This is a genomic window from Humibacillus sp. DSM 29435 (assembly GCF_001758225.1).
In the GTDB taxonomy this organism is placed as follows: domain Bacteria; phylum Actinomycetota; class Actinomycetes; order Actinomycetales; family Dermatophilaceae; genus DSM-29435.
In genome coordinates, this window is the sequence record NZ_MAST01000017.1 from 99,244 (window position 1) to 125,308 (window position 26,065).

23 protein-coding genes and 1 riboswitch are annotated in these 26,065 nt (G+C 69.6%); of the genes, 14 read left to right on the top strand and 9 right to left on the bottom strand.

What is annotated here, in order from left to right; all coding sequences use genetic code 11:
- Positions 1-10 precede the first annotated feature (10 nt).
- The 7 genes from BA895_RS12940 to BA895_RS12970 form a co-directional block, all read right to left on the bottom strand.
- Positions 11-2,350, bottom strand: a complete 2,340-nt coding sequence (locus BA895_RS12940) for a glycoside hydrolase family 3 C-terminal domain-containing protein (RefSeq protein ID WP_070192316.1) — start codon at positions 2,348-2,350, stop codon at positions 11-13.
- Positions 2,337-3,836 (bottom strand): FGGY-family carbohydrate kinase, encoded by a 1,500-nt coding sequence (locus tag BA895_RS12945; protein WP_217493900.1) that lies wholly within the window; start codon positions 3,834-3,836, stop codon positions 2,337-2,339. Before BA895_RS12945 ends, BA895_RS12940 begins: the two co-directional genes overlap by 14 nt.
- Before the next feature lie 192 nt (positions 3,837-4,028).
- Complete coding sequence (locus BA895_RS12950; protein ID WP_070192317.1) at positions 4,029-5,291, bottom strand: sugar ABC transporter permease; 1,263 nt, start codon at positions 5,289-5,291, stop codon at positions 4,029-4,031.
- 4 nt (positions 5,292-5,295) lie between these two features.
- The gene (locus BA895_RS12955; RefSeq protein ID WP_083283307.1) at positions 5,296-6,249 is read right to left on the bottom strand and encodes an ATP-binding cassette domain-containing protein; all 954 of its coding nucleotides are present in this window, start codon (positions 6,247-6,249) and stop codon (positions 5,296-5,298) included.
- Positions 6,250-6,324: 75 nt separating this feature from the next.
- Positions 6,325-7,428: a sugar ABC transporter substrate-binding protein gene (locus BA895_RS12960; protein ID WP_254666453.1), complete on the bottom strand. Its 1,104-nt coding sequence runs from the start codon at positions 7,426-7,428 to the stop codon at positions 6,325-6,327.
- Positions 7,429-7,553: 125 nt separating this feature from the next.
- Positions 7,554-8,618: an alcohol dehydrogenase catalytic domain-containing protein gene (locus BA895_RS12965; protein ID WP_070192318.1), complete on the bottom strand. Its 1,065-nt coding sequence runs from the start codon at positions 8,616-8,618 to the stop codon at positions 7,554-7,556.
- 90 nt (positions 8,619-8,708) lie between these two features.
- Positions 8,709-9,665: a sugar-binding transcriptional regulator gene (locus BA895_RS12970; protein ID WP_070192319.1), complete on the bottom strand. Its 957-nt coding sequence runs from the start codon at positions 9,663-9,665 to the stop codon at positions 8,709-8,711.
- 218 nt (positions 9,666-9,883) lie between these two features.
- Between BA895_RS12970 and BA895_RS12975 the strand changes: the two genes are divergently transcribed.
- The 4 genes from BA895_RS12975 (at position 9,884) to BA895_RS12990 (ending at position 13,191) form a co-directional block, all read left to right on the top strand.
- Positions 9,884-10,150 carry a hypothetical protein gene (locus tag BA895_RS12975; protein ID WP_139142641.1) on the top strand — a complete coding sequence of 89 codons (267 nt, stop codon included), beginning with the start codon at positions 9,884-9,886 and terminating at the stop codon, positions 10,148-10,150.
- 175 nt (positions 10,151-10,325) lie between these two features.
- Positions 10,326-10,521: riboswitch (cyclic di-AMP (ydaO/yuaA leader) on the top strand.
- Positions 10,522-10,523: 2 nt separating this feature from the next.
- The gene (locus tag BA895_RS12980; RefSeq protein ID WP_070192321.1) at positions 10,524-11,474 is read left to right on the top strand and encodes a CHAP domain-containing protein; all 951 of its coding nucleotides are present in this window, start codon (positions 10,524-10,526) and stop codon (positions 11,472-11,474) included.
- A 175-nt stretch (positions 11,475-11,649) separates the two neighbouring features.
- Positions 11,650-12,423, top strand: a complete 774-nt coding sequence (locus tag BA895_RS12985) for a CHRD domain-containing protein (RefSeq protein ID WP_070192322.1) — start codon at positions 11,650-11,652, stop codon at positions 12,421-12,423.
- Positions 12,424-12,435: 12 nt separating this feature from the next.
- A complete protein-coding gene (locus BA895_RS12990; RefSeq protein ID WP_083283308.1) occupies positions 12,436-13,191 on the top strand; it encodes a sortase domain-bontaining protein in 756 nt (251 codons plus the stop codon).
- Positions 13,192-13,254: 63 nt separating this feature from the next.
- Here the strand turns inward: BA895_RS12990 and BA895_RS12995 are convergent, their stop codons facing one another.
- Positions 13,255-13,827: a GNAT family N-acetyltransferase gene (locus BA895_RS12995; protein ID WP_070192344.1), complete on the bottom strand. Its 573-nt coding sequence runs from the start codon at positions 13,825-13,827 to the stop codon at positions 13,255-13,257.
- A gap of 206 nt (positions 13,828-14,033) precedes the next feature.
- Between BA895_RS12995 and BA895_RS13000 the strand changes: the two genes are divergently transcribed.
- Together BA895_RS13000 and BA895_RS13005 are read left to right on the top strand one after the other, a co-directional pair.
- Positions 14,034-14,447 (top strand): VOC family protein, encoded by a 414-nt coding sequence (locus BA895_RS13000; protein WP_070192323.1) that lies wholly within the window; start codon positions 14,034-14,036, stop codon positions 14,445-14,447.
- A 51-nt stretch (positions 14,448-14,498) separates the two neighbouring features.
- Positions 14,499-14,963, top strand: a complete 465-nt coding sequence (locus BA895_RS13005) for an HIT family protein (protein WP_070192324.1) — start codon at positions 14,499-14,501, stop codon at positions 14,961-14,963.
- Between the two features lie 96 nt (positions 14,964-15,059).
- Here BA895_RS13005 and gndA read toward each other — a convergent pair whose 3' ends face one another.
- Positions 15,060-16,505: an NADP-dependent phosphogluconate dehydrogenase gene (gene gndA / locus BA895_RS13010; RefSeq protein ID WP_070192325.1), complete on the bottom strand. Its 1,446-nt coding sequence runs from the start codon at positions 16,503-16,505 to the stop codon at positions 15,060-15,062.
- A gap of 148 nt (positions 16,506-16,653) precedes the next feature.
- On the opposite strand from gndA, the gene BA895_RS13015 reads away from it, so the two are divergent.
- The 8 genes from BA895_RS13015 to BA895_RS13050 form a co-directional block, all read left to right on the top strand.
- Positions 16,654-18,276: an amidohydrolase gene (locus BA895_RS13015; protein ID WP_070192326.1), complete on the top strand. Its 1,623-nt coding sequence runs from the start codon at positions 16,654-16,656 to the stop codon at positions 18,274-18,276.
- Complete coding sequence (locus BA895_RS13020) at positions 18,273-19,634, top strand: APC family permease (RefSeq protein WP_254666454.1); 1,362 nt, start codon at positions 18,273-18,275, stop codon at positions 19,632-19,634. Before BA895_RS13015 ends, BA895_RS13020 begins: the two co-directional genes overlap by 4 nt.
- A 94-nt stretch (positions 19,635-19,728) precedes the next feature.
- Positions 19,729-20,640: a S1C family serine protease gene (locus tag BA895_RS13025; protein ID WP_254666455.1), complete on the top strand. Its 912-nt coding sequence runs from the start codon at positions 19,729-19,731 to the stop codon at positions 20,638-20,640.
- On the top strand, positions 20,637-21,848 hold the full coding sequence (locus BA895_RS13030; RefSeq protein WP_254666456.1) for a MoxR family ATPase: 1,212 nt from the start codon (positions 20,637-20,639) through the stop codon (positions 21,846-21,848). Before BA895_RS13025 ends, BA895_RS13030 begins: the two co-directional genes overlap by 4 nt.
- Entirely contained in the window at positions 21,827-22,744 is a 918-nt protein-coding gene (locus tag BA895_RS13035) for a DUF58 domain-containing protein (protein WP_070192327.1), read from the top strand. The genes BA895_RS13030 and BA895_RS13035 overlap by 22 nt, the downstream gene beginning before the upstream one ends.
- Positions 22,741-23,736 (top strand): VWA domain-containing protein, encoded by a 996-nt coding sequence (locus BA895_RS13040; protein WP_070192328.1) that lies wholly within the window; start codon positions 22,741-22,743, stop codon positions 23,734-23,736. Before BA895_RS13035 ends, BA895_RS13040 begins: the two co-directional genes overlap by 4 nt.
- 1 nt (position 23,737) lies before the next feature.
- The gene (locus BA895_RS13045; protein WP_070192329.1) at positions 23,738-24,868 is read left to right on the top strand and encodes a VWA domain-containing protein; all 1,131 of its coding nucleotides are present in this window, start codon (positions 23,738-23,740) and stop codon (positions 24,866-24,868) included.
- A 277-nt stretch (positions 24,869-25,145) separates the two neighbouring features.
- Positions 25,146-26,065, top strand: a 920-nt coding sequence (locus tag BA895_RS13050; protein WP_139142642.1) for a DUF222 domain-containing protein, incomplete at its 3' end; no start/stop codon positions are given.

The following is a 26,065-nucleotide window of genomic DNA, read 5'->3' on the forward strand; positions in this document are numbered from 1 at the left end:
CGTACCGCCCTCAGCTCGCCGGCCGGTCGTCGGCAGAGGTCGCCTCGTACTCGGCGTTGGCCTGGTCGAGCAGGCCCTGCACCTGCTCCTTGGTGACACCGGTGCCGGGAAAGCTGACCATGCGCCCGATCGGCGCCGACGCCATCATCTTGAGCAGAGCGGGGTCGGAGAACATCGCGCCGGCCCCTTCCGACGCCGCGCGCCTGCCCTCGGGACGATCGCCGTCGGCCTGAGCGAGAGCCCCCGTGACGAGCGCCGCCGCGGCCGGGTCGGCCAGCACCTCGCCGATCGAGGAGTCGAGGGTGAGCGGCATCCTGACGTCGTCTCCGACCACCGTCACCGAGCCGGCCAGGCGAACATCGCGGCTCGAGGCGCCGACCTCGACGGCGACGTCACCACCCTCGAGCACCCAGCGGTCGACGCGCAGGTCCCAGTGCGCGAGATCGTCGCGGCGAACCTGGATCTCCACCTCGCGGCTCTCTCCGGCCGCAAGGTCGACCAACGCAAACCCCTTGAGCTCGCGCGGTGGTCGCGCGACCGACGAGTGGGCCCGGCCGGTGTAGACCTGCACCACCTCTCGACCGGCGCGCCCACCCGTGTTCGCCACCGTGAGGCCCACCCGGATGCCGTCGGGCTCGGCCGCCAGAGTCAGGTTGCCGTAGTCGAAGGTGGTGTACGACAGACCGTGCCCGAACGGGAACTGCACCGGCAGGTCGCGCGCGTCGTACCACCGGTACCCGACGAACAGGCCCTCGCCGTAACGCACGTGGCCGTGCTCGCCCGGGAAGTCGAGGTGGGCGGGGGTGTCCTGCAGACGCAGCGGGATCGTCTCCGCAAGGCGGCCCGAGGGGTTGACCTCGCCATAGAGAACGTCAGCGACGGCAGTGCCGCCCGCCTGACCGAGCAACCATCCCTCGAGCACCGCCGGCGCCAGGTCGACCACGTCACCGAGCCGCACCACTCCCCCGTTCGAGAGCACGACGACGGTGCGGGGGTTGGCTGCCACCACCGCGCGCAGCAGCTCGACCTGTTGGGGCGGCAGCTCGATGTCGTTGCGGTCGAAGCCCTCCGACTCGAGCTCGGCCGGAAGGCCGAGAAAGACGACGGCAACCTCTGTGGAGCCGGCCAGCTGGGCCGCTTCGTCGCGAAGCCGTGCCGCCTCAGACGGTTCCACTGCGGTGAGTGCGAAGCCCGCGGCGAAGAAGGTTCTGTCCTGCCCGGCATAGCCCACGATGGCGTCGACGGCCCGGTCGAGCCGGGTCGGGTTGATGAGCGAGCTGCCGGCGCCCTGGTATCGAGGCGTGTCGGCGAAGGCCCCGATGACCGCCACCGACGAGCCCGGCGACAACGGCAGCAGATCACCGTCGTTCTGAAGCAGCACGATACTGCGACCGGCAGCCTCGCGGGCCAGGTCATGGTGGGCCTGTTCGTCGAAACCGTCTGGGGTCGAACGCCGCTCGGCTCTCTGCACAAGAACGACCACTCTCTCGGCGGCCTGGTCGAGCACGCGCTCATCGAGGTCGCCGTCGCGCACGGCGGCGACGATCTGGGCGTCGGTGCGACCTTCGCTCGACGGCATCTCGAGGTCCAGCCCGGCCGCGAGCCCCTCGACGCGGTCGTTGACGGCGCCCCAGTCACTCATGACGAGCCCGTCGAAGCCCCACTCTCCGCGCAACACATCGGTGAGCAGCCACGGATGCTCCGACGTGAACACCCCGTTCAGCCTGTTGTACGAGCACATCACGGTCCACGGCGCAGCCTCGGTGACCACCCGCTGAAACCCGCGCAGGTAGATCTCGCGGAGCGGCCGGGGGTCGATGTCGGCCGAGACCCTCATTCGGTCGGCCTCCTGGTTGTTGGCGGCGAAGTGCTTCAGTGAGGCACCGACCCCCTGGCTCTGCACGCCACGCACCAGTGCGGCGCCGAGAACACCGGAGACGACCGGGTCTTCGGAGAGATACTCGAAGTTGCGGCCGCATAGGGGCGACCGTTTGATGTTGATGCCCGGGCCCAGCAGCACCGCGACACCGAGCGCTGCGGCCTCCTCACCGAGCGCAGCCCCGACCCGCTCCAGCAGCGCGGGATCGAAGCTCGACCCGAGGGCGACCGCCGGCGGGAAGCACGTCGCCGGGATGCTCTCGGTCAGTCCGAGGTTGTCGGCGCCCGCTCGCTGCTTGCGCACCCCGTGCGGCCCGTCGGTGAGCAGGATCTGAGGGATGCCGGCATCCTCGATGGCCTTGGTCGTCCAGAACGTCGCACCGCTCGTGAGGGCGGCCTTCTGCTCCACGGTGAGCGACGCGACGACTTCCGCGGCCGATCTTTCGGGGGAGGCTGATTCAGGTCTGGTCACTTGCTGACTCCTGCAGTAGGGCGAGGTGATGCATCTGGTCTTTGGTGGCGGGGTAGAGCGAGCAGTACTGCTCGTAGAGCCCGTCGTAGAGGTCACGGGTGGCCGGGTTGGGCTCGGTGACCTCACCGGCGCTCGCCCAGTTGGTCGACGGGTCGACCAGACCGGTACCGATGGCCGCGAGCAGCGCGTCGCCGAAGCTGGCGCCGATCGTCTGCGCCGGAATGACCTGCTCGCGGCCCGTCACATCGCTGACGATCTGGGTCCACAGGCCACCCTGGGTTCCGCCGCCGACCGCGAACAGCTTCGTGACAGGGGCCTCGGGGTGGTCGAGAAACTCGACGATCTGCCGGATCCCGAAGGCGATCCCCTCGTAGACAGCGCGGAACAGATCGGCCCGGGTGTGGGTCAAGGTGAGGCCGAGCACCATTCCACGGGCCCGCGGGTCGAAGATCGGGGTGCGCTCGCCGGCGAAGTAGGGCAGCAGCAACAACCCGTTCGAACCGGCCGGGACGCCCGACGCCTCCGACACCAGCTGGTCGAAGGGGGCGTCACCGGTGAGACCCTGCACCCAGCTGGTCAGGCTGCCTGACGTCGACATCCCGGCCGCCATCGTGAAGGTGCCCGGCTGCACGCCGATCGTCGACCACAGCATCGGGTCGGAGCGCAGCTCGTCGACGACCTGCACGAAGAACATGGTGGAGCCGTACATCAGCATCAGCTCACCGGGCTCGCGCACGCCGGCGCTGAACGCCTCGGCCCACGCGTCGATGGTGCCGACCGACACCGGGGTGCCCACGGCGAGGCCGGTCAGCTCGGACGCGCTACCGTGCACCACCCCGACCACCTCGTGCGGCCACGCCAGCCGGGGCATCGCGATGTCGCCCAGGATGTCGGTGCACCACTGCTCGTGCCAGGCCTGAGCGCCCATGTCGTAGAGCGGGTCGCACTGGCTCGCCGTGTGGTGGTCGAGCACGTACTCTCCGGTCAGTCGCGCGACCACGAACGAGTTGGAGTTGAACCAGTAGGAGCTGCGCGCCCACACCTCCGGTTCACGCCGACGCACCCAGAGCGCCTTGGGGCCGACGGCCTGGCTCGAGAGCGGGGTTCCCCCCACCCGAAGGATCTCGTCTTCGCCGAGCCGGTCGTTGAGCTCGGCGATCTCTGAGGTCGCCCGCCCGTCGATGCCGTAGAGGATGGCGGGACGGGTCGGCCGCAGATCGGCGTCGGTGGGCAGAAAGCAGGGGCCGACACCGCTCACGCAGAGTCCGCGCACCGGGGTGGCGCCGGCCGCCTCGACCAGCTCACGGCAGACCGAGACGAAGTCGTCCCACCAGACAGACTCGGCGTCGACCTCGGCCCAGCCAGGACGCGGGAGGTTCATCCCGTGTCGGCGCGACGCGGTGTGCACGATGTCGCCGTCGAGCGTGGTCAGCACTCCCTTGGTGCTGCCCGTGCCCATGTCGATCCCGACGACGTACTCGTTCACTTCGCCTCACCCTCGTTGCGCTGCGGATCGGCGGTACGCGATCGCTGGGGTCGCGAGCCGCGCCGCCGTGGCCGGTCGTTCGATCTTCACACACCAAGGCCGCTCGGGCGCTCATCCCGGTGGGCCCAGAACCAGAGGTTCTGAGCCCACCGGGCGGTCAGCTGCGCCCGGGCAGCCGAGGGGTCGAGCGGGTCACCCCTTGCCGTGCGAGGCACGCGACCGGCGCGCCACCGAGTCGAGGGCCACCGCGAGCAGCAGCACGGCCCCGGTCACCATGAAGCGGTAGCCACTGCTCAGGTTGAGCAGGGTCAACCCGCTGGTGATCGACGTGATCACGATGATGCCGACGAGAGCCGCCCAGGCCGAGCCGCGACCGCCGAACAGGCTGGTACCGCCGATGACGGCTGCCGCGATGGCGTTGAGGTTGACGTCACCCGTGCCGGTGGCCGGTGTCGCCGAGCCGAGACGGGCGGCGGCGAGAATGCCACCGACCGACGCCAGCACGGAGCAGACGACGAAGCCCCACGCGTAGACCCGATTGACGTTGATGCCAGAGCGCCGAGCCGCCTCGGCGTTGCCACCGACCGCGAAGATCGACCGGCCCCACTTGGTGCGGGTGAGCATGTAGTTCGAGATGACGATGAGCACGAGGAAGAACACGAACATCCAGCCGACTCCGCGGTCGCGGTTGAGGTACCACGTGGCCACCCCCAGACCGACGAGCAGGGCGCCGCTCTTGATCAGCAGGCCGTTCGTCGACGGCGCCGACAGACCCTTGTCGCGACGCGCCTTGGCGTTGTAGAAGCCGCTGGCGAACACGGCGGCCACCGCCACCAGCACCAGAACGTACGACACGGCATCCGGCATGAACGAGATCTGCGCGAAGCGCACCAGGCCGGAGTCGAAGGGCAGGTTGATCGAGCCCTGCTCGCCCAGCAGCCACAGCTGCACGCCGAGGAAGGCGAGCAGTCCGGCGAGGCTGATCACGAAGCTCGGCACCCCGAACCGGTTGAACATCAGCGTGTAGATGAGCCCGACGACGACACCCACCCCGATCGAGGCGGCGATGGCGACCGGGGCGGGAAACCCCTTGACGACGAACAGGGTTGCGACCGTGGCCGCCGACAGCCCGCTGACCGAGCCGACGGAGAGGTCGATCTCGCCCAGCAGCAGCACGAACACGATGCCGAGGGCGATGACCCCGGTGGCGACCGACTCGAGGGTGAGGTTCACCAGGTTGGCACTCGAGAGGAAGATGGGGTTGAGGATCTGGAACGTCGTCCAGATCACCACGATGCCGACGATGACCGGCAGCAGGCCGAGGTCCCCTCCCCGGAACCGGTCGATCCAGCTCTGGACCCATCCGCTCAGGCCCTCGCGGGCCTGCAGTCGTTCGTCGAGACGGTCCGAGGCCACGGGAGCCCCTTGCGGAACCTTGGGCGGTGCGGTGGTCATCAGGTCACTCCTTCTCGCTCGTCAGGGCAGTGGGATTCGACGACGAGTCGTCTCTGGCGGATGCCGTGTCGTCGGACTCGCCGGCATCCGTCGTCGCGTCTCTGGTGGAATCTGTGGTGGCGTCGGGCGGGGCCTCGGTCTCCGGGGTGGCCGGGTCGCGCCGAGAGGCCCGTTGGGTGACAGCGTTGTCGGTCGCACCGGTGATGGCGGCGATGATCTGCTCGATGCTGACGTCTCCGACGGTGAAGAACCCGTTGTTGCGCCCGAGCCGAAGCACGGCCACCGTGTCGGCTACCGCGAGCACGTCGGCCATGTTGTGGCTGATCATGATCACGCCGTGGCCGTTCTCGCGCAGTCGCTCGACCAGGTTGAGCACCTCGGCCGTCTGGGCGACTCCGAGCGCGGCCGTCGGTTCGTCGAGGATGATGATCTTCGGAGCGCCGAGCAGCGAGCGGGCGATCGCGACGGTCTGACGTTGACCGCCGGACAGCGACGCCACCGGGATACGCACCGTGGGGATCTTCGCCGACAGCTGCCGCAACAGCTCCCAGGCCTTGACCTCCATCGACACGTCGTCGAGGCGGGCCGGCCGAAGCTCCTGACCCAGAAAGAGGTTCTCGACCACGTTGAGGTTCTCGCAGAGTGCGAGATCCTGGTAGACGGTGGCGATCCCGAGATCCTGGGCGTCGGCGGGCGAGTGGATCCGCACGTCCTGACCCTCGAACGAGATCGTTCCCGAGTCGGCGGCGTGCACCCCCGCCAACACCTTGACCAGGGTCGACTTGCCGGCCCCGTTGTCTCCGACGAGGGCCACGACCTCGCCGGCGTGCACCGTGAGGTCGATGCCGGTGAGGGCCGCGACGGCGCCGAAGTGTTTGGTGACACCACGCAGGGCGAGCAGCTCGGTCCCCACCTTCGGGCGCTGAGTCGTCGGTGAGTCAGTCGCTGGTGCGGTCATGACAGCTTCCCTCTCGTTCCAGGTCGAGTCGACGGGCCCGCTCCGTTCGGCCGGTGCGGGCCACCATCACCGGGTTCACTTGATGCCGAGCTTGGTGCAGCCTGCGACGTAGACGCCGGTGCAGGCCTCGGAGGCCTTGGTGATGCCACTGTCGAACATGACCTTCTTGACGTTCTCGGTCGTCACGACCTCGGGCACGAACAGCTGTGACGGGGTGTCGAAGACGGTCGCCTCAGACTTGGGCGTCTGGCCCTGCAGGAAGGTGAAGGCGTTCTGCGCCGCCGCCTCGGCCACGGTCTTGATCGGCTTGGAGATGGTGTTGTACTGGTCTCCGTTGATGATCCGCTGGATCGCCGCGAGCTCGGCGTCGTTGCCGGTCACCGGGGGCACGGCGTCGCCGGAGGCCTTGAAGGCCGCGATGGCGCCGCCACCGGTGCCGTCGTTGGCCGCCACGACGCCGACGATCTGCTTGCCGAAGCGGGTGATCTGGCCGGTGGTCCACTCCTGGGCCTTGGCCGGCTGCCAGTTCGGGGTGTCGTACTCCGCGAGCAGCTTGAAGCCGCCCGGGTCGACGGCGCTGTGCACGCCCTTCTTGATCAGGCCGGCCGCCGCGTCGGTGGGTGAGCCGTTGATCTGCAGGATGCCGCCCGATGCGTTCGTCTTCTTGAGATGGTCGATCAGGCTGGCGGCGATGAGGTTGCCGATCTTCTCGTTGTCGAACGAGACGTAGAAGTCGGCCTTCGCCTTGGTGCTCGGACGGTCGTAGGCGATGACCTTGGCGCCCTGCGACTGCGCCGCCTGCACGGTCGAGGCGACGCCCGCGGAGTCGACCGGGTCGATGACGAGCACCTTCGCGCCCTGGGCGAGCGCCGAGTTGGCCTGTTGCTGCTGCTTGCTCGCGTCAGAGTCGGCGTTCTGGTAGATGACGGTGCAGGTCGGGCACAGCTGCTTCATCTTGGCCTCGAAGAGCGGCTTGTCCTGCAGCTCGTAGCGCGTCGAGGCAAGGTCGGGCATGAGGAAGGCGACCTTGGCGTTCTCGACCGAACCGCCCGCTCCACCTGCACCGGTGGCGGTGCCGGGCGAGCTGCTGTCGGCGCTCTCACACGCGCTGAGGCCGATGGTCGCGGTGAGCGCGAGGGCGAGAACGGTCGCCCGGCGCGGGGTGAGGTTGAGCATCATGGTTCTCCTAGTGAGTGCCGAAATGGATCTTGCGAGGTGTGGCGGGTGATGGGGTTGCGCGACGGCGGGTGACCGGCGGGTGACCGGCGCGAGGTGCTGCGGGTGGGCAGCGAGCGCGCGGGCGATCAGCCCGGGATCAGGGCGACCTTGATCGAGGCGGTCCCGTCGCCGACCAGATCGAGACCCTTCTGAAAGTCGGCGAGGGGCAGCTCGTGCGTGACGATGTCGGCCATCGGCAGACGACCCGACTCGAGCATCCGGGCAGCGGCGGGCCAGCAGTGCGGGCCCAGGTGGGCTCCCAGCACGTCGAGCTCCTTGTCGTCGCTGATGATGGTCCAGTCGACGGTGACGTCGGAGCCGAACACGCTGTACTCGACGAAGGTTCCGAGCTTGCGCAGAACGTTCAGGCCCTGGATGACGGCACTCGGGTGCCCGCTCCCCTCGAGGTAGACGTCGGCACCGAGACCGCCAGTGAGGTCGCGAACGGCTGCGACGGCATCCAGCTCGGTGATGTTGAAGGTGTGGGTGGCCCCGCACCGCTTGGCCAGCGCGAGCTTGTGGTCGGCAGAGTCGAGCGCGATGACCATCGACGGCGACTTGGCTGCGGCGCCGGCCACCATGCCGAGGCCGATCGGGCCGCAGCCGGCCACGACGACCACGTCACCGAAGGTGATCCGGGCCCGCTCGACGGCATGCAGCGCGCAGCTGAGCGGCTCGACGAACGCTGCGTGAGCGGCCGGGAGATCAGCGGAGATCCGGTGGACCAGGGCGTCGGCCGGAAAGACCATGAACTCGGCCATCGCCCCTGGCGTGCGGCGTTTGAACCCGTAGATGTCGTGGGGCACGCACATCCAGTACTGGCCGCGCTTGCAGAAGTGGCAGTTCCAGCAGGGCACGATCTGCTCGGAGGTGACCCGGTCACCCACGGCGACCCCCCAGCGGTCGGCGGCGACCTCGTCGATCGTGACGACACGGCCGACGAACTCGTGCCCGGGGATGACCTCGGTCTCGGCCCACGCGGGCCTCGAGTCGTCGCCCCAGAACTTCGCTGCCCCGTGGTAGCACTTGAGGTCGCTGGCGCAGATGCCGACAGCCTCGACCTGGATCAGCGCCTCGCCGGGCCCGGCGACCGGTTTGGGCACGCTCTCGAGCGCGTACTTCTCAGGGCCATGACTGACCACTGCCTGCATCGTTCCCACATCGACTCCTTCGTCGGCCGGCCGAGCTCCTCAGGAGCCGGCACCCGCCACGATAGGAAGTGTCAGAACGAATGTCCAGAACTATTGTTCTGTTGAAGATAACAATCGTGCAGTGGTCGGGTCGGTCACCAGCCGGTTGATGTAGCCGCCGCGCGCGGCCGCGCGCACGCTGACCACCTTGTCGGCACCGGCTGCCACCCCGATCGCGGCGGGAACGTGATGCAGCTGCTCCGGGGTGATCGCCACCACTCGATCGGACCCCTCATAGACGACGGGCGCGCCATCGACGTCGAAGAAGCGCGAGCAGACGTCGCCGACACTCTCACGCAGGGCGCGCTCGTCAGACGGGAAGAAGGCCGCTCGTCGCGACCGGAGCAGCGGCGGGGCTCCGACGCCCAGCAACGCGGCCTTCGCGGTGTCCCACATGTGAGCGATGCGCTGGAACGAAGGCTCGAGCTTCAGGGACTCGCTGAGCAACGGGCTCGGCAGGGCCGGCGCGTACAGGTAGACCGGGTGCCCCGACAGACGCTCGGCGTAGAGCCTTGTGATCTCATTGGTCTGCCACCACGGCTCAGGTTCCTCGAGGCCGCCCACGGTGGGCGCCACCAGGATCTCCGGGCAGGGCGACAACGCCTGCATCCCCACCTCGTGCAATGTTCGACCCGACGAGATGAGCAGTGAGTCGCCACTGGCGAGGCCAGCATCATCGAGCGCCCGCTGCACACCGGGTGCCATCAGCGCACCGATGGAACCCACGCCGGAGCCGCTGACGACGTAGACGCGATTCAGCCCCAGCGACCGGGCACACGCATGCTCGAGGTCGGACGAGTCCTCATCATCGAGACGATGCACCCGGATCTCGACGATGCCTCGGCGCCGCGCCTCGGAGAGCAGCCGGCTGACCGTCGGGCGACTGACGCCCAGAGCCTTGGCGATCTGGTCCTGGTTCTGCTCGTGGAGATAGTAGGCACTGGCCGCAGCGAACATCAGCTCACTGGAGAAGCGTGCTCCGGCACCGGGCCCATCAGTGGTGCTCATCTCGCCCTCCCGACTCGATGGCGCATCTCTCGAACGATAGTGCAGAAACCGCGTTCCATGGACCCTCGCTGCCACCTCACGGTAGTCGGTCTGCGGCTCGAAGATCGGTCCGCGCCCGCTCCACCTGACGCCTCACCAATCCACCCAGGTCATCGCGACGAACCCTCCCCGAAGGCATCCACGACTCATTGCCCCCACTGACCGAGGAGGACCGCCCGATGAACCGGAACAGCCCGCCCCGCACTGTGACGACCGGGCCCTGGCTCGCGTTGGTGACAGCCCTGGCCCTCGTGGTCGCGATCGTGGCCCTCATCTCGACCCTGCTCGGACATCCAGGGCCCAGTCGCGCCCAGGACGCGATCGCCCACATCCCGGTGTCGACCGCGACCCCGTACCCCTACGCCACCACGGCGACGCCCTGGAAGACCCACACCGCCGACGCCACGACGGGCGACCCGAGCCCGGCGCCGAGCCCGTCCCGCTGAACCTCCCCAGCAGGGTGTGACCTATCCCTCACCTTCTGCACGGTTGAAGGTGGCATACGCCGGCATTCCGGGCGGCAGTTGGCCAGATGCTGACTTTTCCGTTACCGGGATGTGACATTGGCAACCTGGCTGGTCTAGTGTCGCGGGCAGTCCCACTGTCGAAGGTGGGGCTGCTCGAGGCGGACCGCCGAGTCCTGCCACTGCCTCGGGGCCCATCAGCACACAGGCAGGAGCGGGGGAACCAATTCCTCCGGATGTCCGCGGACATCCTCGGGGTGAAGCCCTTTGCCTGGTCGTCACGACCAGGTCAGGGCCGGGCACGAACCTCTGCCCGAACCCGACAGCTAACTTCGTAGGCGTTGAGAGGTAGCGCATGACCAACCCCAACGTCCGCGGACGCCATCGCGCCCCGGGTCGACACCACCCCCTGACCGAGCTCAAGGCGATCGCACGCGAGTCCGCGCAGCCCGCCATGAAGGGCGCTGCTGTGGTGGCTGCCGCCGGTGGCCTCGTCGCCACCTTCGCCACCCCGGCCGGCGCTGACACGCTCACCGCAGCCGACACCAACGTCGCCGTTGCCGCGGTTGCCGCCCCCGCCGCCCCTGCCGTGGTCGGGCCTGCCACCGCGACGCCCGACACCGCGACCGACCTCGCCTCGTTCGGTTTCGCTGCCCCCACAGCCGCCAAGGCGAAGGCCGCCAAGCCGCAGGTCATCGAGGACGTCGTCGTCAAGGCGCAGCGCGCCGAGGCTGCCCGCGTCATCGCGGCCAAGGCCGCCTCCGACGCCAGGGCGAAGTCAGCGGCAAGGGCTGCCGACCGGACCAGGACGGCCGCGAAGGCGGCCGCCAGCCAGCGCGAGTCCTCCTCGCAGCGCAGCTCACGCTCCACTACCCGACGCACGCTGACGAGCTCGACCTCGGCCACCAAGTCGAGCTCGAACTCCTACACCCCCCAGGCATCGTCGGGCAGCCGCAGCGGACGCAACTGGGCGACGCCTGGCCAGTGCACCTGGGGTGCGCTCGCTCAGTGGTACGCCTCGGAGGGCTACTACCCGTCGGGCTGGACCGGCAACGCCCTGGTGTGGGGTTCCGGAGCCGCACGGTCGGGTTACACCGTGAGCAGCACGCCGCGGGCGCGCTCCATCCTCGTCATGCAGCCCGGCGTGCACGGCTCGTCGAGCTACGCCGGCCACGTCGCCTGGGTCACCTCGGTGAGTGGCAGCTCGGTCACGATCATCGAGATGAACGCTCTCGCCGGTGCCTACCGGTACAACACCCGCACGCTCACCAGCATGGGTGGCATGCGCTACATCTACGCTCCCTGACCCGGAGCCGGTCGACGAACGTCCGAAGGGGAGGGTGCCATCTGGCGCCCTCCCCTTCGGCGTCCACTCCAATCCGATCAGGTGGCGGCGCCGAACCGGTTCATGGAGACGGTCGACCGACCAGCGCCGACCCCCAGGGGCCTGGCGGCTCAGTCTCCCTTCAAGGAGGAAGCACATGCGCACCAGAACTGCTCGAATCGCCGGCGTCACCTTTGCTGCGGCCGGGGCCATGGCCCTGACCGTCGGGCCGGCCTTCGCCGCCAACAACGCCTGGGTCTCCGGCAACCTCTCGCCCGTGGCGAACAACAACGTCTCGACCGTCAGCGGTACCGCGATGGCCGAGGTCGACGGCAACACCGTCACCGTCACGGTTGCCGCCTCCGGGCTGCTGGCCGGCTCTCCGCACGCCGCCCACATCCACTTCGCCCCCGACTCGCGACACGCCTGCCCCACCATCGCCGACGACAAGAACGGCGACGGCCACATCAACACCTCTGAGGGCGGCCCCGCCTACGGCAGCGTCATGGTCTCGCTCACCACCAGCGGCGACACCTCCCCCAAGAGCGCCCTCGCCATCGACCGGTTCAGCACCGCCCCCGGCGGCAAGATCAGCTACGAGCGCGGCAGCATCACGGTCACCCCCGAGCTCGCGAAGGCGATCTCGGCCGGCCAGTCCGCCATCGTCGTGCACGGTGTCGACTACAACAAGAACGGCAAGTACGACGGCGCCACCAAGAGCGACCTCGACCCGAGCCTGCCCACCGAGGCCACCGACCCGGCCCTGTGCGGCATCCTCAAGGTCGCCCCGGCCGGCAGCATGCACACCGGTGGTGGCGGCGCGGCAGCCGGCTCCAACGAGGGCATGCTGTTGCTCGGTGGCGGTCTGCTGATCGGTGCGATCGGCACCGGCGCCTACGCCAAGCGTCGCAACAACGCCGTCAAGGCCTGATCTCTCAACCTCATGTCCCATCTCCAGCAGTCAGAACGCGGTCGTCGCGGCACCTTTGGTGTCGCGGCGGCCGCCGCCCTGCTCCTCGTCGTCGGACTGGTGGTGCTCGTCCTCGGCATCCGCGGCCACGACGGGCCACCTCAACCAGCCGCCGCCCCGACCGTGTCGGCCTCGGCCGAGGCCGGTCCCTCCGTGACCCCCTCCCCCGACGCCACGACGCCTTCAGGGGGCAGCACCACGCCGAAGGCCACGAAGGCCACGAAGGCGCCGGCACCGAAGTCAGACCTCGGGCAGTTTCTCGAGGCCTCGGCGCCGACGAGCATCGAGATCCCCGCCATCGACCTGCGCTCCACGACCTTCGTGCCGCTGTCGGTGCAGTCGAACGGCACGATCTCGGTGCCGGGCACGGTCGACGAGGTCGGCCTCTACCGCGACGGTCCCACGCCGGGCCAGCTGGGCCCATCGGTGCTGGCCGCGCACGTCGACTCGCCGTCGGGCCGCAAGGGCATCTTCTACAAGCTGGGGGCCGTCAAGGTGGGCGACCAGGTGCGCATCACCCGCGCCGACAAGAGCACCCTCACCTTCACCGTCGACAAGGTGTCGGCCTACCGCAAGACCGAGTTCCCCACCGACCTGGTCTACAAGGGTGACTACAAACGCGCCGAGATCCGGCTCGTCACGTGCGGCGGCCCTGTCGACAGCGCGAACGAGTACCGCGACAACGTGGTGGTCTTCGGCCACCTGACGAGCGCTCGAACCACCGCCTGAGGATGCCGCTGGGCCCGCCTCACGCTCCGTGCGCGCGACCGCTGTGGCGGGTCGGCAGGCACGTCACCGAGGCTCCGTCGGTGGCTCGCCCGAGGCGTCGGCGAAGGCGTCCGCGCCGGATCCGATGGCGCGCTGGTACCAGGCGACATCGAGCCACTGCCCGAGCTTGTAACCGACTCGGGAGTAGGTGCCGACCGGCTCGAAGCCCAGTGCGGTGTGCAGCCGTGCACTCGCGTCGTTCGGTTGCGTGACTCCCGCCGCCACCGTTCGAAAGCCTCTCTCGGCCAGCCGGGCGAGCAACGCTTCGTAGAGTCGCCGCCCGCCACCGCTGCCCCGACGGCTCATGGCGAGGTAGACCGAGACCTCGCACGAGAACCGGTAAGCGGCTCGCTCCCGGAAGAGGCCGCCGTAGGCGTAGCCGGCCAGCTGGCCGTCAGGCTCCTCGAGCACGAGAAACGCGTGGCGCGCCTGCGCCACCTCGATGCGGCGACGCAGCTCAGCGGCATCCGGCGGCGTGGCCTCGAAGCTGATCGTCGTGTCGGTCACGTAAGGGGCGTAGATCGCCGCACAGGCCGAGGCGTCGGCGGCGGTCGCGTCGCGCACCACCCGGTCGTCGCGGGCCTCAGTCACCTGCATGACGCCGTCCACGACGCCGCCCATGGGGGGCAACACTCATGGCGTCAGCCTACGTCCGCTCCCATTGGCCGTCTGGGCCCGCTCTCGACCGCGCGAGTCAGACCACGGCCGGCTTCGCCCAAGCGCCGGGTGCCCGCACGACCGGGCTCAGACCACGGTCGGGCTTCTGACCGGCGTGGGAGGATGCGTGCGGATCGGAGGCCACCATGACTGACTACCCGCAGCTGTTGCACACGGCGATCGACACCACCGACGCTCGCGAGCTGGCCGAGTTCTACCGGCAGCTCCTCGGGCTCACCTACCGTCCGGGCGACGAACCTCCGACGGGCGAGGGGGCCGACCAGGCCGACTGGCTCGTGCTCGTCGGGCCAGACGGACGTCGCAAGCTGGCCTTCCAGCAGGTCGAGCGCCTGGAGCGCACGACCTGGCCCGCCCACGACGTACCGATGCAGATGCACCTCGACCTCACGGTGTCCAGTGCCGAGCAGCTCGAGCCCCAGCGAGAGCGCGCCCAGGCCCTCGGAGCCGTGCTGCTGCTCGACCGCACCGACGACGCCGATGAACCGCTCTACGTCTTCGCCGACCCGGCGGGCCACCCGTTCTGCCTCTTCGTCGGCTGACCGTGACGTCGGGTCCAGCCCGATCCCACTCTGCCTGAGAGGTTCTCCGCCATGACCACCCCCGACCTCGTGCCCGGCTGCTTTGCCTGCAACCACCAGGCGCGCAGCTCGCTGCCACCGAGAGAAGACGTCACGCACACCGACCACTGGCGCGTCGCACACGCCTTCAACAGCACGCTGCCCGGCTGGCTCGTGATCAACCCCACCCGGCACCTCACGTCGTTCACCGAGCTGGCACCGGCCGCGGCCGACGAGCTCGGTGGTCTGGTTCACCACCTGAGTGCGGCGCTCGAGCAGGTGACCGGGTGCACCAAGACCTACCTCATGCAGTTCTCCGAGGCCGACGGGTTCTCGCACCTGCACGTGCATCTGGTGCCCCGGATGCCGGACCACCCGGCTGACGCGCGGGGGCCCAAGGTCTTCGCCTACCTCAACGACGACCCCGCGCAGTGGTTGCCCGAGAGCCGGCGCGACAGCATCGGCCTGGCTCTACGAGAGGCGTTGTCGGCGCCCTGACCACGTCCAGCCGGATGGCGCGGTCGGAGTGGCGGGGCTCGAGGAGGGCGAGGCCGGGGCTGAGCCGGCACCTGACGGCGTCGACGCTCCTGCGGGTCAGTCGACCTGCGACTCGGTGCGGTCCTCAGCCCACGCGGTGTGGAAGGTGCCCTCACGGTCGACCCGCTGATAGGTGTGCGCGCCGAAGTTGTCGCGCAGCACCTGGATGAGCGCTGCCGGCAGACGCTCGCGGCGCAGGCCGTCGAAGTAGGCCAGTGATGAGGCAAAGGCGGGGGTGGGCACGCCGGCTGACACGGCCACGCCGACCACCCTGCGCCAGGCCTCGACGCCCGACGAGACGGCATCCGCGAAGTACTCGGCGGTGAGCAGCGACGTGAGGTCAGGTTCGGTGGCGTACGCCTCTTTGATGCGGTCGAGAAAGCGGGCCCGGATGATGCAGCCGCCGCGCCAGATCGTGGCGACGGTGCCCAGGTCGAGATCCCAGTCGTACTCTCGCGAACCGGCGGCGAGCTGGTCGAAGCCCTGTGCGTAGGCGACCACCTTCGAAGCGTAGAGAGCGGCACGCACGTCGTCGACGAACTGCTCGCGGTCGGCCTTCGACAAGGAGTGGGATGCCGCGTCGCCGCCGAAGAGCTTGCGAGCGGCGGCGCGCTGCTCGGTGTGGCCCGACAACGCGCGGGCGAAGGTGGCCTCGGCGATCCCCGTGACGGGGATGCCGAGGTCAAGGGCGTTCTGCACCGTCCAGCGACCGGTGCCCTTCTGCTCGGCCGCGTCGGCCACGACATCGACGAAGGGCTTTCCGGTGGAGGCGTCGGTGTGCTTCAGCACGTCGGCCGTCATCTCGATGAGGAACGACTCGAGATCGCCTCCGTTCCAGTCACGGAAGACGTCGGCGATGGCAGACGGCTCGAGTCCACCCACCGAGCGCAGCAGGTCGAACGACTCGGCGATCAGCTGCATGTCGGCGTACTCGATGCCGTTGTGCACCATCTTGACGAAGTGGCCGGCCGCGTCGGGCCCCAGGTGGGCGGCGCAGGGAGTGCCGTCGACCTGGGCGGCGATCGACTCGACGACCGGGCCGATGCGCTCGTAGGCGTGCTCAGAGCCGCCCACCATGATCGAGGGGCCGTTGAGGGCGCCTTCCTCGCCGCCCGAGACGCCCATGCCGACGAAGTGCACGCCCTGGTCGGACAGTGCCTTCTCTCGCCGGAGGGTGTCGGTGAACTGCGCGTTGCCCGCGTCGATGACGATGTCGCCGTCATCGAGCAGCGGCGTCAGCGAGTCGATGACGGCATCGGTCGGTTTCCCCGCCTTGACCATGACGATGATGGCGCGGGGCGTCTCGATGGCGGCCACGAAGTCCTCGAGGCTCTCGCACCCGACGAAGTCACCTTCGGCGCCGTGGTCGTCGATCAGACTCGTCATCCTGGCCGTGGTGCGGTTGTGTACCGCCACCGTGTGCCCGTGCCGGGCGATGTTGCGAGCGAGGTTGCGACCCATGGTCGACAGGCCGGTGACGCCGATCGTTGCGGTTGGCTGCATACGTTGGGCAACCTCCCCCGGACCTCCCGCATTCCACCACGTGCCAGGTCGAGCCCTCAGCCGGCCCGATCAGGGTCACCGTGCCCGACGGAAAGTCGAGGGGCGTCAGTCGCCCTGTCGGCAGGACGAAGCGGCACAATCAGGGACCGTGACGAAGAGAGTGCTCCACAACGCTGCGGCCTGGTCAGGCGACGGCGTGGACCATCACGCCATTGCCATCGAGGGCGGCGTCATCGTGGCCCTCGATGACGCCGCCGTTCGCTGGGGGCGTGACCACGACGCCGAGTTCCTCGACCTGGCAGGGGGGTTCGTCATGCCCGCCTTCGCCGACGGTCACGCCCACCCGCTCTTCGGCGGCCTCGAGAGCGATGGCCCCAGCGTGCGAGGTCACGACAGCATCGCCGGGATCGTGGCCGCGGTTCGTCAGTATGCCGCTGAGCACCCCGACCTCGAGTGGATCGTGGGTGCTTCGTACGAGTCGAGCCTGAGCCCGGCGGGGCTCTTCGACGCCCGCTGGCTCGACGAAGCGGTGTCCGACCGGCCGGTGCTGCTGCGGGCCTGGGACTACCACACCGTCTGGGTCAACACCCGCGCCCTCGAGCTGGCCGGAATCCGGGCGGAGACCCCCGACCCCGCGCTCGGCGAGATCCCCCGCCGCGACGACGGCTCGGCGCTGGGCACGCTGCGCGAGTGGGGCGCCATCGACCTGGTGACCGCCGTCATGCCGCGCCGGTCGCTCGAGGCCCGGATCGCGGCGATCGAACGAGCCGGTCGGCACTACGCGTCGCTCGGAATCACCTGGGTACAGGACGCCTGGGTCGAGCCCGAACAGCTGGAGGCGTATCTCGCTGCAGCACAGGCTGACCGGCTCCCGATCCGGTTCAACCTGGCGCTCTACGCCGACCCGCGGCACTGGCCCGGCACCCTTGAGGTGCTGATCGAAGGGCGCGAACAGGTCCGCCGCCTCGGCCACCCGCTGCTGACCGCCAACACCGTGAAGTTCTTCGCTGACGGCGTCGTCGAGAACGCGACCGCGGCCCTGCTCGAGCCGTACATGTCGGAGCCCGGCAACACCGGCATGCTCGTGTGGTCTGCCGAGGGGTTGGCCGAGGCTGTGGCTGCGGTCGACGCCGCCGGCTTCCAGCCGCACATCCACACCATCGGCGACGGCGCGGTGCGCCTGGGCCTCGACGCTGTCGAGCACGCCGAGCGGCAGAACGGCACTCGCGACCGCAGGGCCGTACTGGCTCATGTGCAGCTGGTCGACGAGGCCGACCTCGACCGCTTCGCACGGCTCGACGTGACGGCCAACGCCGAGCCGCTGTGGGCCCAGCTCGACCCGCTCATGAACGTGCTCACCGTGCCTCGTCTCGGCGAAAAGCGGTCAGCGGCGCAGTACCAGCTGTCGACCCTCACGTCCCGGGGCGCCCGGCTCTCGTTCGGCTCAGACTGGCCCGTGTCGTCGGCCGACCCCCTGGAGGGCCTGGCCGTGGCCTGCTCACGCCAGACGCAGGAGCGCCAACCGTCAGGCGGATGGACCCCGCACGAGCGACTTCGAATCGAAGCGGCTCTGCTCGCCTACACCGCGGGCGTGGCCCACCAGGCCTTCCGCACTGCCGGGCTGCTCCAGGTCGGCCACGACGCCGACCTCGTCGTGCTGTCGGGCGACCCCCGCACCGTGACAGACCCCAGAGACCTCGACACGCTGCACGTCACGAGCACCTGGCTCGATGGAGAGTGCATCTTCGCCGCAACGGAGGGAACCCCATGACCGAGCCGACGAAGCACCCCGCCGAGCACCGCCTGATGAGCCCCGACACCGAGCTCAAGCGTGCTCTCGGCCTGCCGGCCCTGGCCCTCTTCGGCCTGGTGTACCTCGTGCCCCTCACCGTGTTCACCACCTACGGGATCGTGACCGAACAGACCGGCGGCCGACTGCCCACGTCGTACGTCTTCACGTTGGCCGCCATGATCTTCACGGCCTTCTCCTACTCCGCCATGGTGCGGGCCTACCCGGTGTCCGGCTCTGCCTACACCTACACGAGCCGGTCGTTCGGCGGGCACGCGGGCTTCCTCGCGGGCTGGTCGCTACTGCTCGACTACCTGTTCCTGCCGATGATCAACTACCTCGTCATCGGCATCTACCTCAACGCGCAGTTCCCGGCGGTGCCGATCGGGGTGTTCGCCCTGGTCGCCATCGTGCTCGTGACCGTGCTCAACGTCGTCGGCATCACGACCATCGCCAACGTCAACGTCGCGATCATCGCCGCACAGGCCGTCTTCATCGTGCTCTTCGTCGCGCTCGCCATCAAGACCATCAGCGGCCAGCCCGTCGACCTGCTCGCCCCGTTCACCGGCGACGGGTCGGTGGCCGGGCTGGGTCCGGTGCTGGGCGGTGCGGCCGTGCTGGCCCTCTCCTTCCTCGGCTTCGATGCCGTCTCGACCCTGGCCGAGGAGGCGAAGGACCCTCGCCGTGACATCCCCCGGGCGATCATCATGGTCACGCTCGGCGGTGGGATCCTCTTCATCATCCTCAGCTGGCTGGCCCAGGCCGCCCTGCCCGCCACCACCTTCGACGATGTCGACTCGGCGGCCCTCGACGTGATGGCCAAGGTGGGCGGCCAGCTCATGTCGACCTTCTTCGTCGCCGCCTACGTGGCCGGCGCGTTCGGGTCGGCGCTGACGTCACAGGCCTCCGTCACGCGCATCATGTACGCGATGGGGCGCGACGGGGTCTTTCCCCGGGCGCTCGGTTCGCTTCACCCCCGGTTCCGAACCCCGGTGCTCGCCATCGCGATCGTGTCGGTGGTCTCGCTCGCCGCCGAGCTGATCAGCCTCACCACCCTGGCCAACCTGATCAGCTTCGGCGCACTCGTGGCCTTCTCGGCGGTCAACCTGTCGGTGGTCAGGCACTACATCGGCAAGAAGAGGCTCCGCGGTGGTCGGGCGGTGGTGCGGTACCTCGTCATGCCGCTCGTGGGGTTCGCGCTGACCCTCTGGCTCTGGACCTCGCTCAGCTCGACCGCCCTGTGGTCGGGTCTGATCTGGTTCGGCCTCGGGGTCATCTGGCTCGCGGTGCTGACCAAAGGGTTTCGTCGGCCGCCGCCAACCGTCGAGTTCACCGAATGAGACGAGCGCCATCCTGTTCGGCCCGGGCTGCGCCGGGTCGGTCGCCAGTGTGAGAGCACTGCCGCTCAGGCCGATCCAAACGTAGAGTCGACCCGTGACCCGGCTCGTCCCGCCTCCGGAGACAGCCGTCGCGGAACCGAGCGGCGCTGTCGATCGAGAGCGCGACCGTCCGTGGGGCCGCACTCAGGCGGCTCTGGCCCGCCGCACGCCGGCCTGGGTCACGCGCCTGTCGAAGCGGGGGTGGGTCGCCGTCGCCGCTCTCGTGGTGGTCGCTCTCGCCCTCACAGGCTTCCTGCTCACGCGGCCGCCGGGTCCGGCACCGATCACCACCCGCGACGTCGAGGCGACCGTCCAGAAGAACCTCGACGAACAGGCCCGAGCGCAGGCGGCGGCTCCCTCCGCCGCCTCGGTCGCCTACACCGCCATCCAGCCGTCGCTCGTCGTCATCGCGACCACGCAGACGACCGCGAAGGGCCAGAGCAGCGGCAGCGGTGCGGGAGTGATCGTCAACGCCGACGGCACGATCCTCACCGCCCTGCACGTCGTCGACGGGGCGCAGACCATCAAGGTCACCTACGCCGACGGCACCAGCTCGGACGCCACGATCGCGAAGAGCCAGCGCGACAACGACATCGCCACCCTGACCCCGGCCGACCCGCCCCAGACGATCGTGCCCGCGGTGCTCGGAGGAGGCCTTCCGGTCGGCGCCCCCGTCTTCGCGGTCGGACATCCCCTCGGCCTCGTCGACTCCCTCTCGGCCGGGGTCGTCTCGGCCCTCGACCGCACCGTCGCCGTCGAGGGCGGCCGCGTGCTGAAGCACCTCATCCAGATCGACGCCGCAGTCAACCCGGGCAACTCCGGCGGGCCGCTGCTCAACAGGGCGGGGCAGGTCGTGGGCATCGTCACCGGGCTCGCCAACCCCAGTGACCAGAGCACCTTCGTCGGCATCGGCTTCGCGGTGCCGATCGCGACCGCGGGAGGGGCCGCCGGCAGCCCCCCGCAGTGACCGGCATCCAGCCGCCGCGGATGCCGCCCGCAGCCGACCAGAACCACCAGAACCCCGAGGACACCATGGAACCCGACTCCGCCCCCGCCCCCGACCCCGGCCGCCTCATGCCGCCGGACCCGCCTGCAGCCACGGCGGGCACCCAGGCCGCTCGGCACACCCTCGAACAGGCCCTCTACGAGGTCAAGCGCACCATCGTCGGGCAGGACGAGCTGCTCGAGCGGATGATGGTCGCCCTGCTGGCGCGCGGCCACCTGCTCGTCGAGGGCGTGCCCGGGCTCGCCAAGACGATGGCCATCAAGACGCTCGCCCAGGTCGTCGGTGGCGACTTCCAGCGGATCCAGTTCACGCCCGACCTGGTGCCGGCCGATCTCGTCGGAACCCGCATCTACAACCAGAAGGACGGCGAGTTCCAGGTATCTCTCGGGCCGGTGTTCGCCAACCTCGTGCTGGCCGACGAGATCAACCGGGCGCCGGCCAAGGTGCAGAGCGCCCTGCTCGAGGTGATGCAGGAGCGCCAGGTCACCATCGGCCGCCAGACCTACCCGGCGCCCGACCCGTTCCTCGTGATGGCCACGCAGAACCCCATCGAGTCAGAAGGGACCTACGCGCTGCCCGAGGCCCAGGTCGACCGGTTCATGCTCAAGGTTCTCGTCGGATACCCCTCCGCCGCAGAAGAGTTCGTTGTCGTCGAACGAATGATCGGCGCGCTCGCACGCACCACACAGGTGCTCAACGCCGACTCCCTGCGCGGCTTCCAGCAGCAGGCGGATGCCGTCTACGTCGACCCCGCGGTGATCGAGTACGCCGTCGGTCTGGCCAAGGCGACCCGCGACCCCTCGTCGGTGGGCCGCCCCGAGCTGGCCCGCTGGCTGACGTTCGGTGCCAGCCCGCGCGCCTCGATCAACCTCGTGCTGGCCGCCCGGGCGTTGGCCTTCCTGCGTGGCCGTGACCACGTGCTGCCCACCGATGTGCACGACCTCTCGCGCGACGTGCTGCGCCACCGCATCGTGCTGTCGTACGAGGCGCTGGCCGAGGACCTCTCCCCCGACGACGTTCTCTCCCCGATCATCGACGCAGTGCCCGTCCCGACCAGGCCGCTGAGCGAACGCCCGCTGCCGGCGGCGCCGAGCACATCGGCATCCGGCGGCACCGGCGGTTGGCGCGACACCACAGCGGCCTCGGCATGGGCCAAGCCCCGGGACTGACGGCGGAGCGCCTGCTCCGCCGGCTCGAGTGGCGCGTCGTGCGGCCGCTCGATGGTCGCCTGCAGGGCGACTACCGGAGCCTGTTCCGTGGCACCGGAGTCGACTTCTCCGATCTGCGCGAGTACCAGCCCGGCGACGACCCTCGTCACATCGAGTGGAACGTCACCGCCCGCCTCGACACGCCTTTCGTGCGCGAGTTCGTCGAAGACCGTGAGCTCACGGCGTGGCTGCTGCTCGACCACTCCGCGTCGATGGGTTTCGGGCCGGTCGACCGACAGAAAGACCTCGTGCTCGCCGAGCTCGCGACGACCATCGCGCACGTGCTGACCCGAGGCGGAAACCGCGTGGGAGCCGTGGTGCTCGACAGCGGCATCGAGACGGTCATCCCGCCGGCGACCGGGCGCACCCAGGTGCTGCGCATCGCCGGTTCGCTGCTGGAACGCCGCACCGCAGCGGGCCTTCGCCCCTCAGCGCAGGGTGGCGCGGTGACCGACCTCACCGTTCTGTTGCAGGCTGCGAACGGACTGGCCCGACGTCGCTCGCTGCTCGTGGTCGTGTCTGACTTCATCAGCGTGCCGGGGTGGGAGCCGCACCTCGGCCGGCTCGCCCAGCGTCACGAGGTCGTGGCACTGCACGTCAGTGACCCGCGCGAGTTCGAGCTGCCCGACGCCGGCATGATCTACGTCGAAGACGCCGAGACCGGTGAGCAGATCTTCGTCGACACCGGCGACCCGGGGTTTCGGGCCCGCCTCAGAGCTGCCGCTGACGAGCGGCAGTCGATGATCGAGAGTGCGGCTCGGTCTGCCGGGGTCGACCTGCACCGGGTCGGCACCGACGAAGACCTCGTCCGGGCACTGGTGCGCATCGCGGGGCTGCGCAGGAGGCGGCGGCGATGACCCTGACCTGGCCCTGGGCGCTCGTCGGACTGCTCGCCGTGCCCGCCTTCGTGATCGCCTACCGCCGCCTGCTCGGGCGCCAGCTGGCCCGGCGTGACGCCCTCGCGGCGCAGGGGCTGGTGCTGACCCGTTCGACGCCGTCGTCCAGACCCGACCGGTGGCGACACGTGTCCCCGGTGCTGTTCCTCGCGGCGCTCCACCTGATGATCCTGGCGCTGACCCGGCCCGTCGCCTCGATCACCGAGCCAAGCCGCGAGGGAACTGTCGTGCTGGCCTTCGACGTGTCGACGAGCATGGCGGCCACCGACGTGAAGCCGACCCGGCTGGGCGCCGCCCAGGCTGCGGCGCGGGCCTTCGTCGAGAAGCAGCCAGCGGCGGTACGGGTCGCCGTCGTGGCCTTCGGGGGAACAGGTGTCGTGTCGCAACGTCCGACCACCGACCGCGCCTCGGTGCTCGCCGCCATCGCCCGGCTGCGACCGCAGGGCGACACGTCGCTCGGTGACGGCATCCTCGGGGGCCTGAGCGCGATTGCCGGACGGCCCATCCGAACCGGTGGCGACGCGGAGGCCGGCCCGTCTGACGAGACCCCCATCGGCTACTACGGCGGTACCGCCATCGTGCTGCTCACCGACGGCGAGAACACGAGCGGGCCCGATCCCGCCGAGCTGTCCGACCTCGCCTCGGCCGCCGGTGTGCGGATCGACCCGATCGGGCTCGGCAGCGCGGGCGGAACCGTCTTGCAGATCAAGGGTTTCAGCATCGCCACTGCCCTCGACGAGAGCACGTTGAAAGCCATCGCGAAGACCACGAACGGCACCTACCGGTCGGCGGCGGATGCCGCGTCACTCGCCCAGGTCTACGACTCCATCGAGCTGATGTGGACGACCCGCACGGTGCCTCACGAGGTGACGTCTCTGCTGGCCGGAGCGGGCCTGCTGCTTTTGCTCGCCGGTGCCGCACTCTCGGTGCTGCGTCAGGGCCGGGTGATCTGAGATGGCGTTCGCCCTGCCCTACGTGCTGGTCGTGCTCGTCGTCGTGCCACTTCTGCTGGGTATCTACGTCTGGAAGCAACGACGCCGACGTCGCACCGTCGTTCGCTACTCCAACATCGCCCTCGTGCGCGCTGCGGCCCAGCCGGTGCGCCGGTGGCGGCGACACGTGCCGATCGGCCTCGTACTGGCCAGCCTCACTCTGCTCGGGCTGGCCAGTGCCCGACCTCAGGTGCGGGCCGACGTGCCGGTGTCGAGCACGACCATCATCCTGGCCCTCGACGTGTCTGGGTCGATGTGCGCGACAGATGTCGACCCCAACCGGCTGTCGGCGGCGCAGGCCGCGGTGCGCACCTTCGTGCAGGGCCAGGACGCGGAGACGAAGGTGGGTCTGGTGCTCTTCTCCGGGTCGGCCCAGCTGGCCGTGGCCCCGACCACCAACCGCGACGACCTGCTCGCCGCCCTCGCCGGAGCCACGACAGGTCGGGGCACGACGATCGGGGCGGCCATCCTCACCTCCATCGACGCCATCGCCGAGCTCGACCCCGACGTGGCGCCCAGCGACATCGTCGACCAACCCGACGGCGGTCTCGGGGCCGCGCCGGTGCCGGCACCCACCTCGCCTTCCGACGACACGACGGGCACCAGCGCACCCGCCCAGAACGGGTCCGGCAGTCTGGCGCCCGAGATCATCGTGCTGCTCACCGACGGCGCCAACACCCGGGGCGTCACCCCGGCCGAGGCGGCCGAGCAGGCGGCGGCCCGCGGCATCCGGGTCTACCCGATCGGGTTCGGCACCAAGAACCCGACCCAGCTGGTGTGCTCCCGCGACCAGATCGGCGCCTCGTCGGGCCGCCAGTTCTCCGGCGACGTCGGCAACCGCTTCGTAGACACCGGCGGGCGGAACTACCTGGTGGTCGACGATGTGGCACTCAAGACCGTCGCCACGACGACGAAGGCCGAGTACTTCGCCGCGACCGATGCCGGTCAGCTCGACAGCGTGCTGAACGATCTGCCCAAGCACGTGTCGGTGCAGCAACAGGACGTCGACCTCAGCGCGTGGTTCGCGCTCGGTGCCGCGCTCGTTCTGGTCGGTGGCCTGGTGCTCTCGATCCGATGGAGCACCCTCACCTAGGCCCCCCAGTCCTCTCCAGTCGAGTGGTCACTTTCGTACAGTCGAGTGGTCACTTTCGTACAGTCGAGTGGCCACTTTCGTACTGCGCGGTTGGCACCTTCGAGGGCTCAGAGGTGCCAGACGCACAGCCCAGCGTGCGGTTGGCACCTCTGGAGCTCGGCAGGTGCCGACCGCGCAGCGCCGCGCCAGCGGTACCCAGCCGAGTGGCCAGTTCGGTTGTGGACAAGCGGGTTTCGTTGGCGGGGCAGTGTCAGTGGTGGCCTCTAGAGTTTTAGTCATGAACACCGATGGTTCGCTTCTCGAGAGGCTCCGGCAGCAGCTGGCCGACCTCGAGTCGACCCAGCGCCGAAACGGAGGAATCGCAGGCGCCGGGTTCTGGTCGACCCCCATCCCGGATGCCGTTGAGCCTGGTCTGGGTGTCGCTGACCAGGTCTCGCCAGCTGCGGCCCCGTCGGGTTCGGCCGGCGAGGAGCAGCCGGTACGGGAGTTCCCGGCGCCGTTGACCGTCCACTGGGCGAACTGGGCGAACGTGTCCGGCGCGTACGCGTCGGGGTTCGCGTTCGCGGCCGCGAGCCTGGACCGGCCCCAGATGGAACCGGCCCGGATGACCGAGGCCGACCTGCTCGAGTCGGTGACCCAACTCGGCGCCGTGCAACACCACAAAGAGGTCAACCTGGTGCGCCTCGTGACCCAGCTCGAGGCCCGCGGGGTGGCTTCCCCGGGTGGCCTGTCCCGGGTCGACTGGTTGCGCACGGTCGATCCCACTCTGACCGCCAGCGCAGCCAAAGCAGTAGTGACCTGTGGGGCCGCGTTCAACCAGCCTCGCTGGGCCCAGCTGCGCGAGGCCGTGACCGGCGGAACCACCAGCACAGACGGGCGGGTCACGGTCGGTAAGGCCGCGCAGGTCATCGACTTCCACACCCGCCTGAAGCCCGTCGCTGACCCCGACGACCTGGAGCAGGCCGTCACCCACCTCACCGACCAAGCACCCCTGCTGCGGTGGGAACAGCTCGCCAAGCTCGCCCGGGAGCTCTCCGACCAGGTCCGGCCCCCGAAGGATGCTGAGGAGCACGACCAGAAACGCCGCGACGGCCGCGGCCTGTGGTTCACCAGCCCCAACGCGGCCGGGATGGTCGGGATGAGCGGCACCCTCGACCCCGAAGGCGCCGCGACCCTCAAAGCCGCCATCGACCCCCT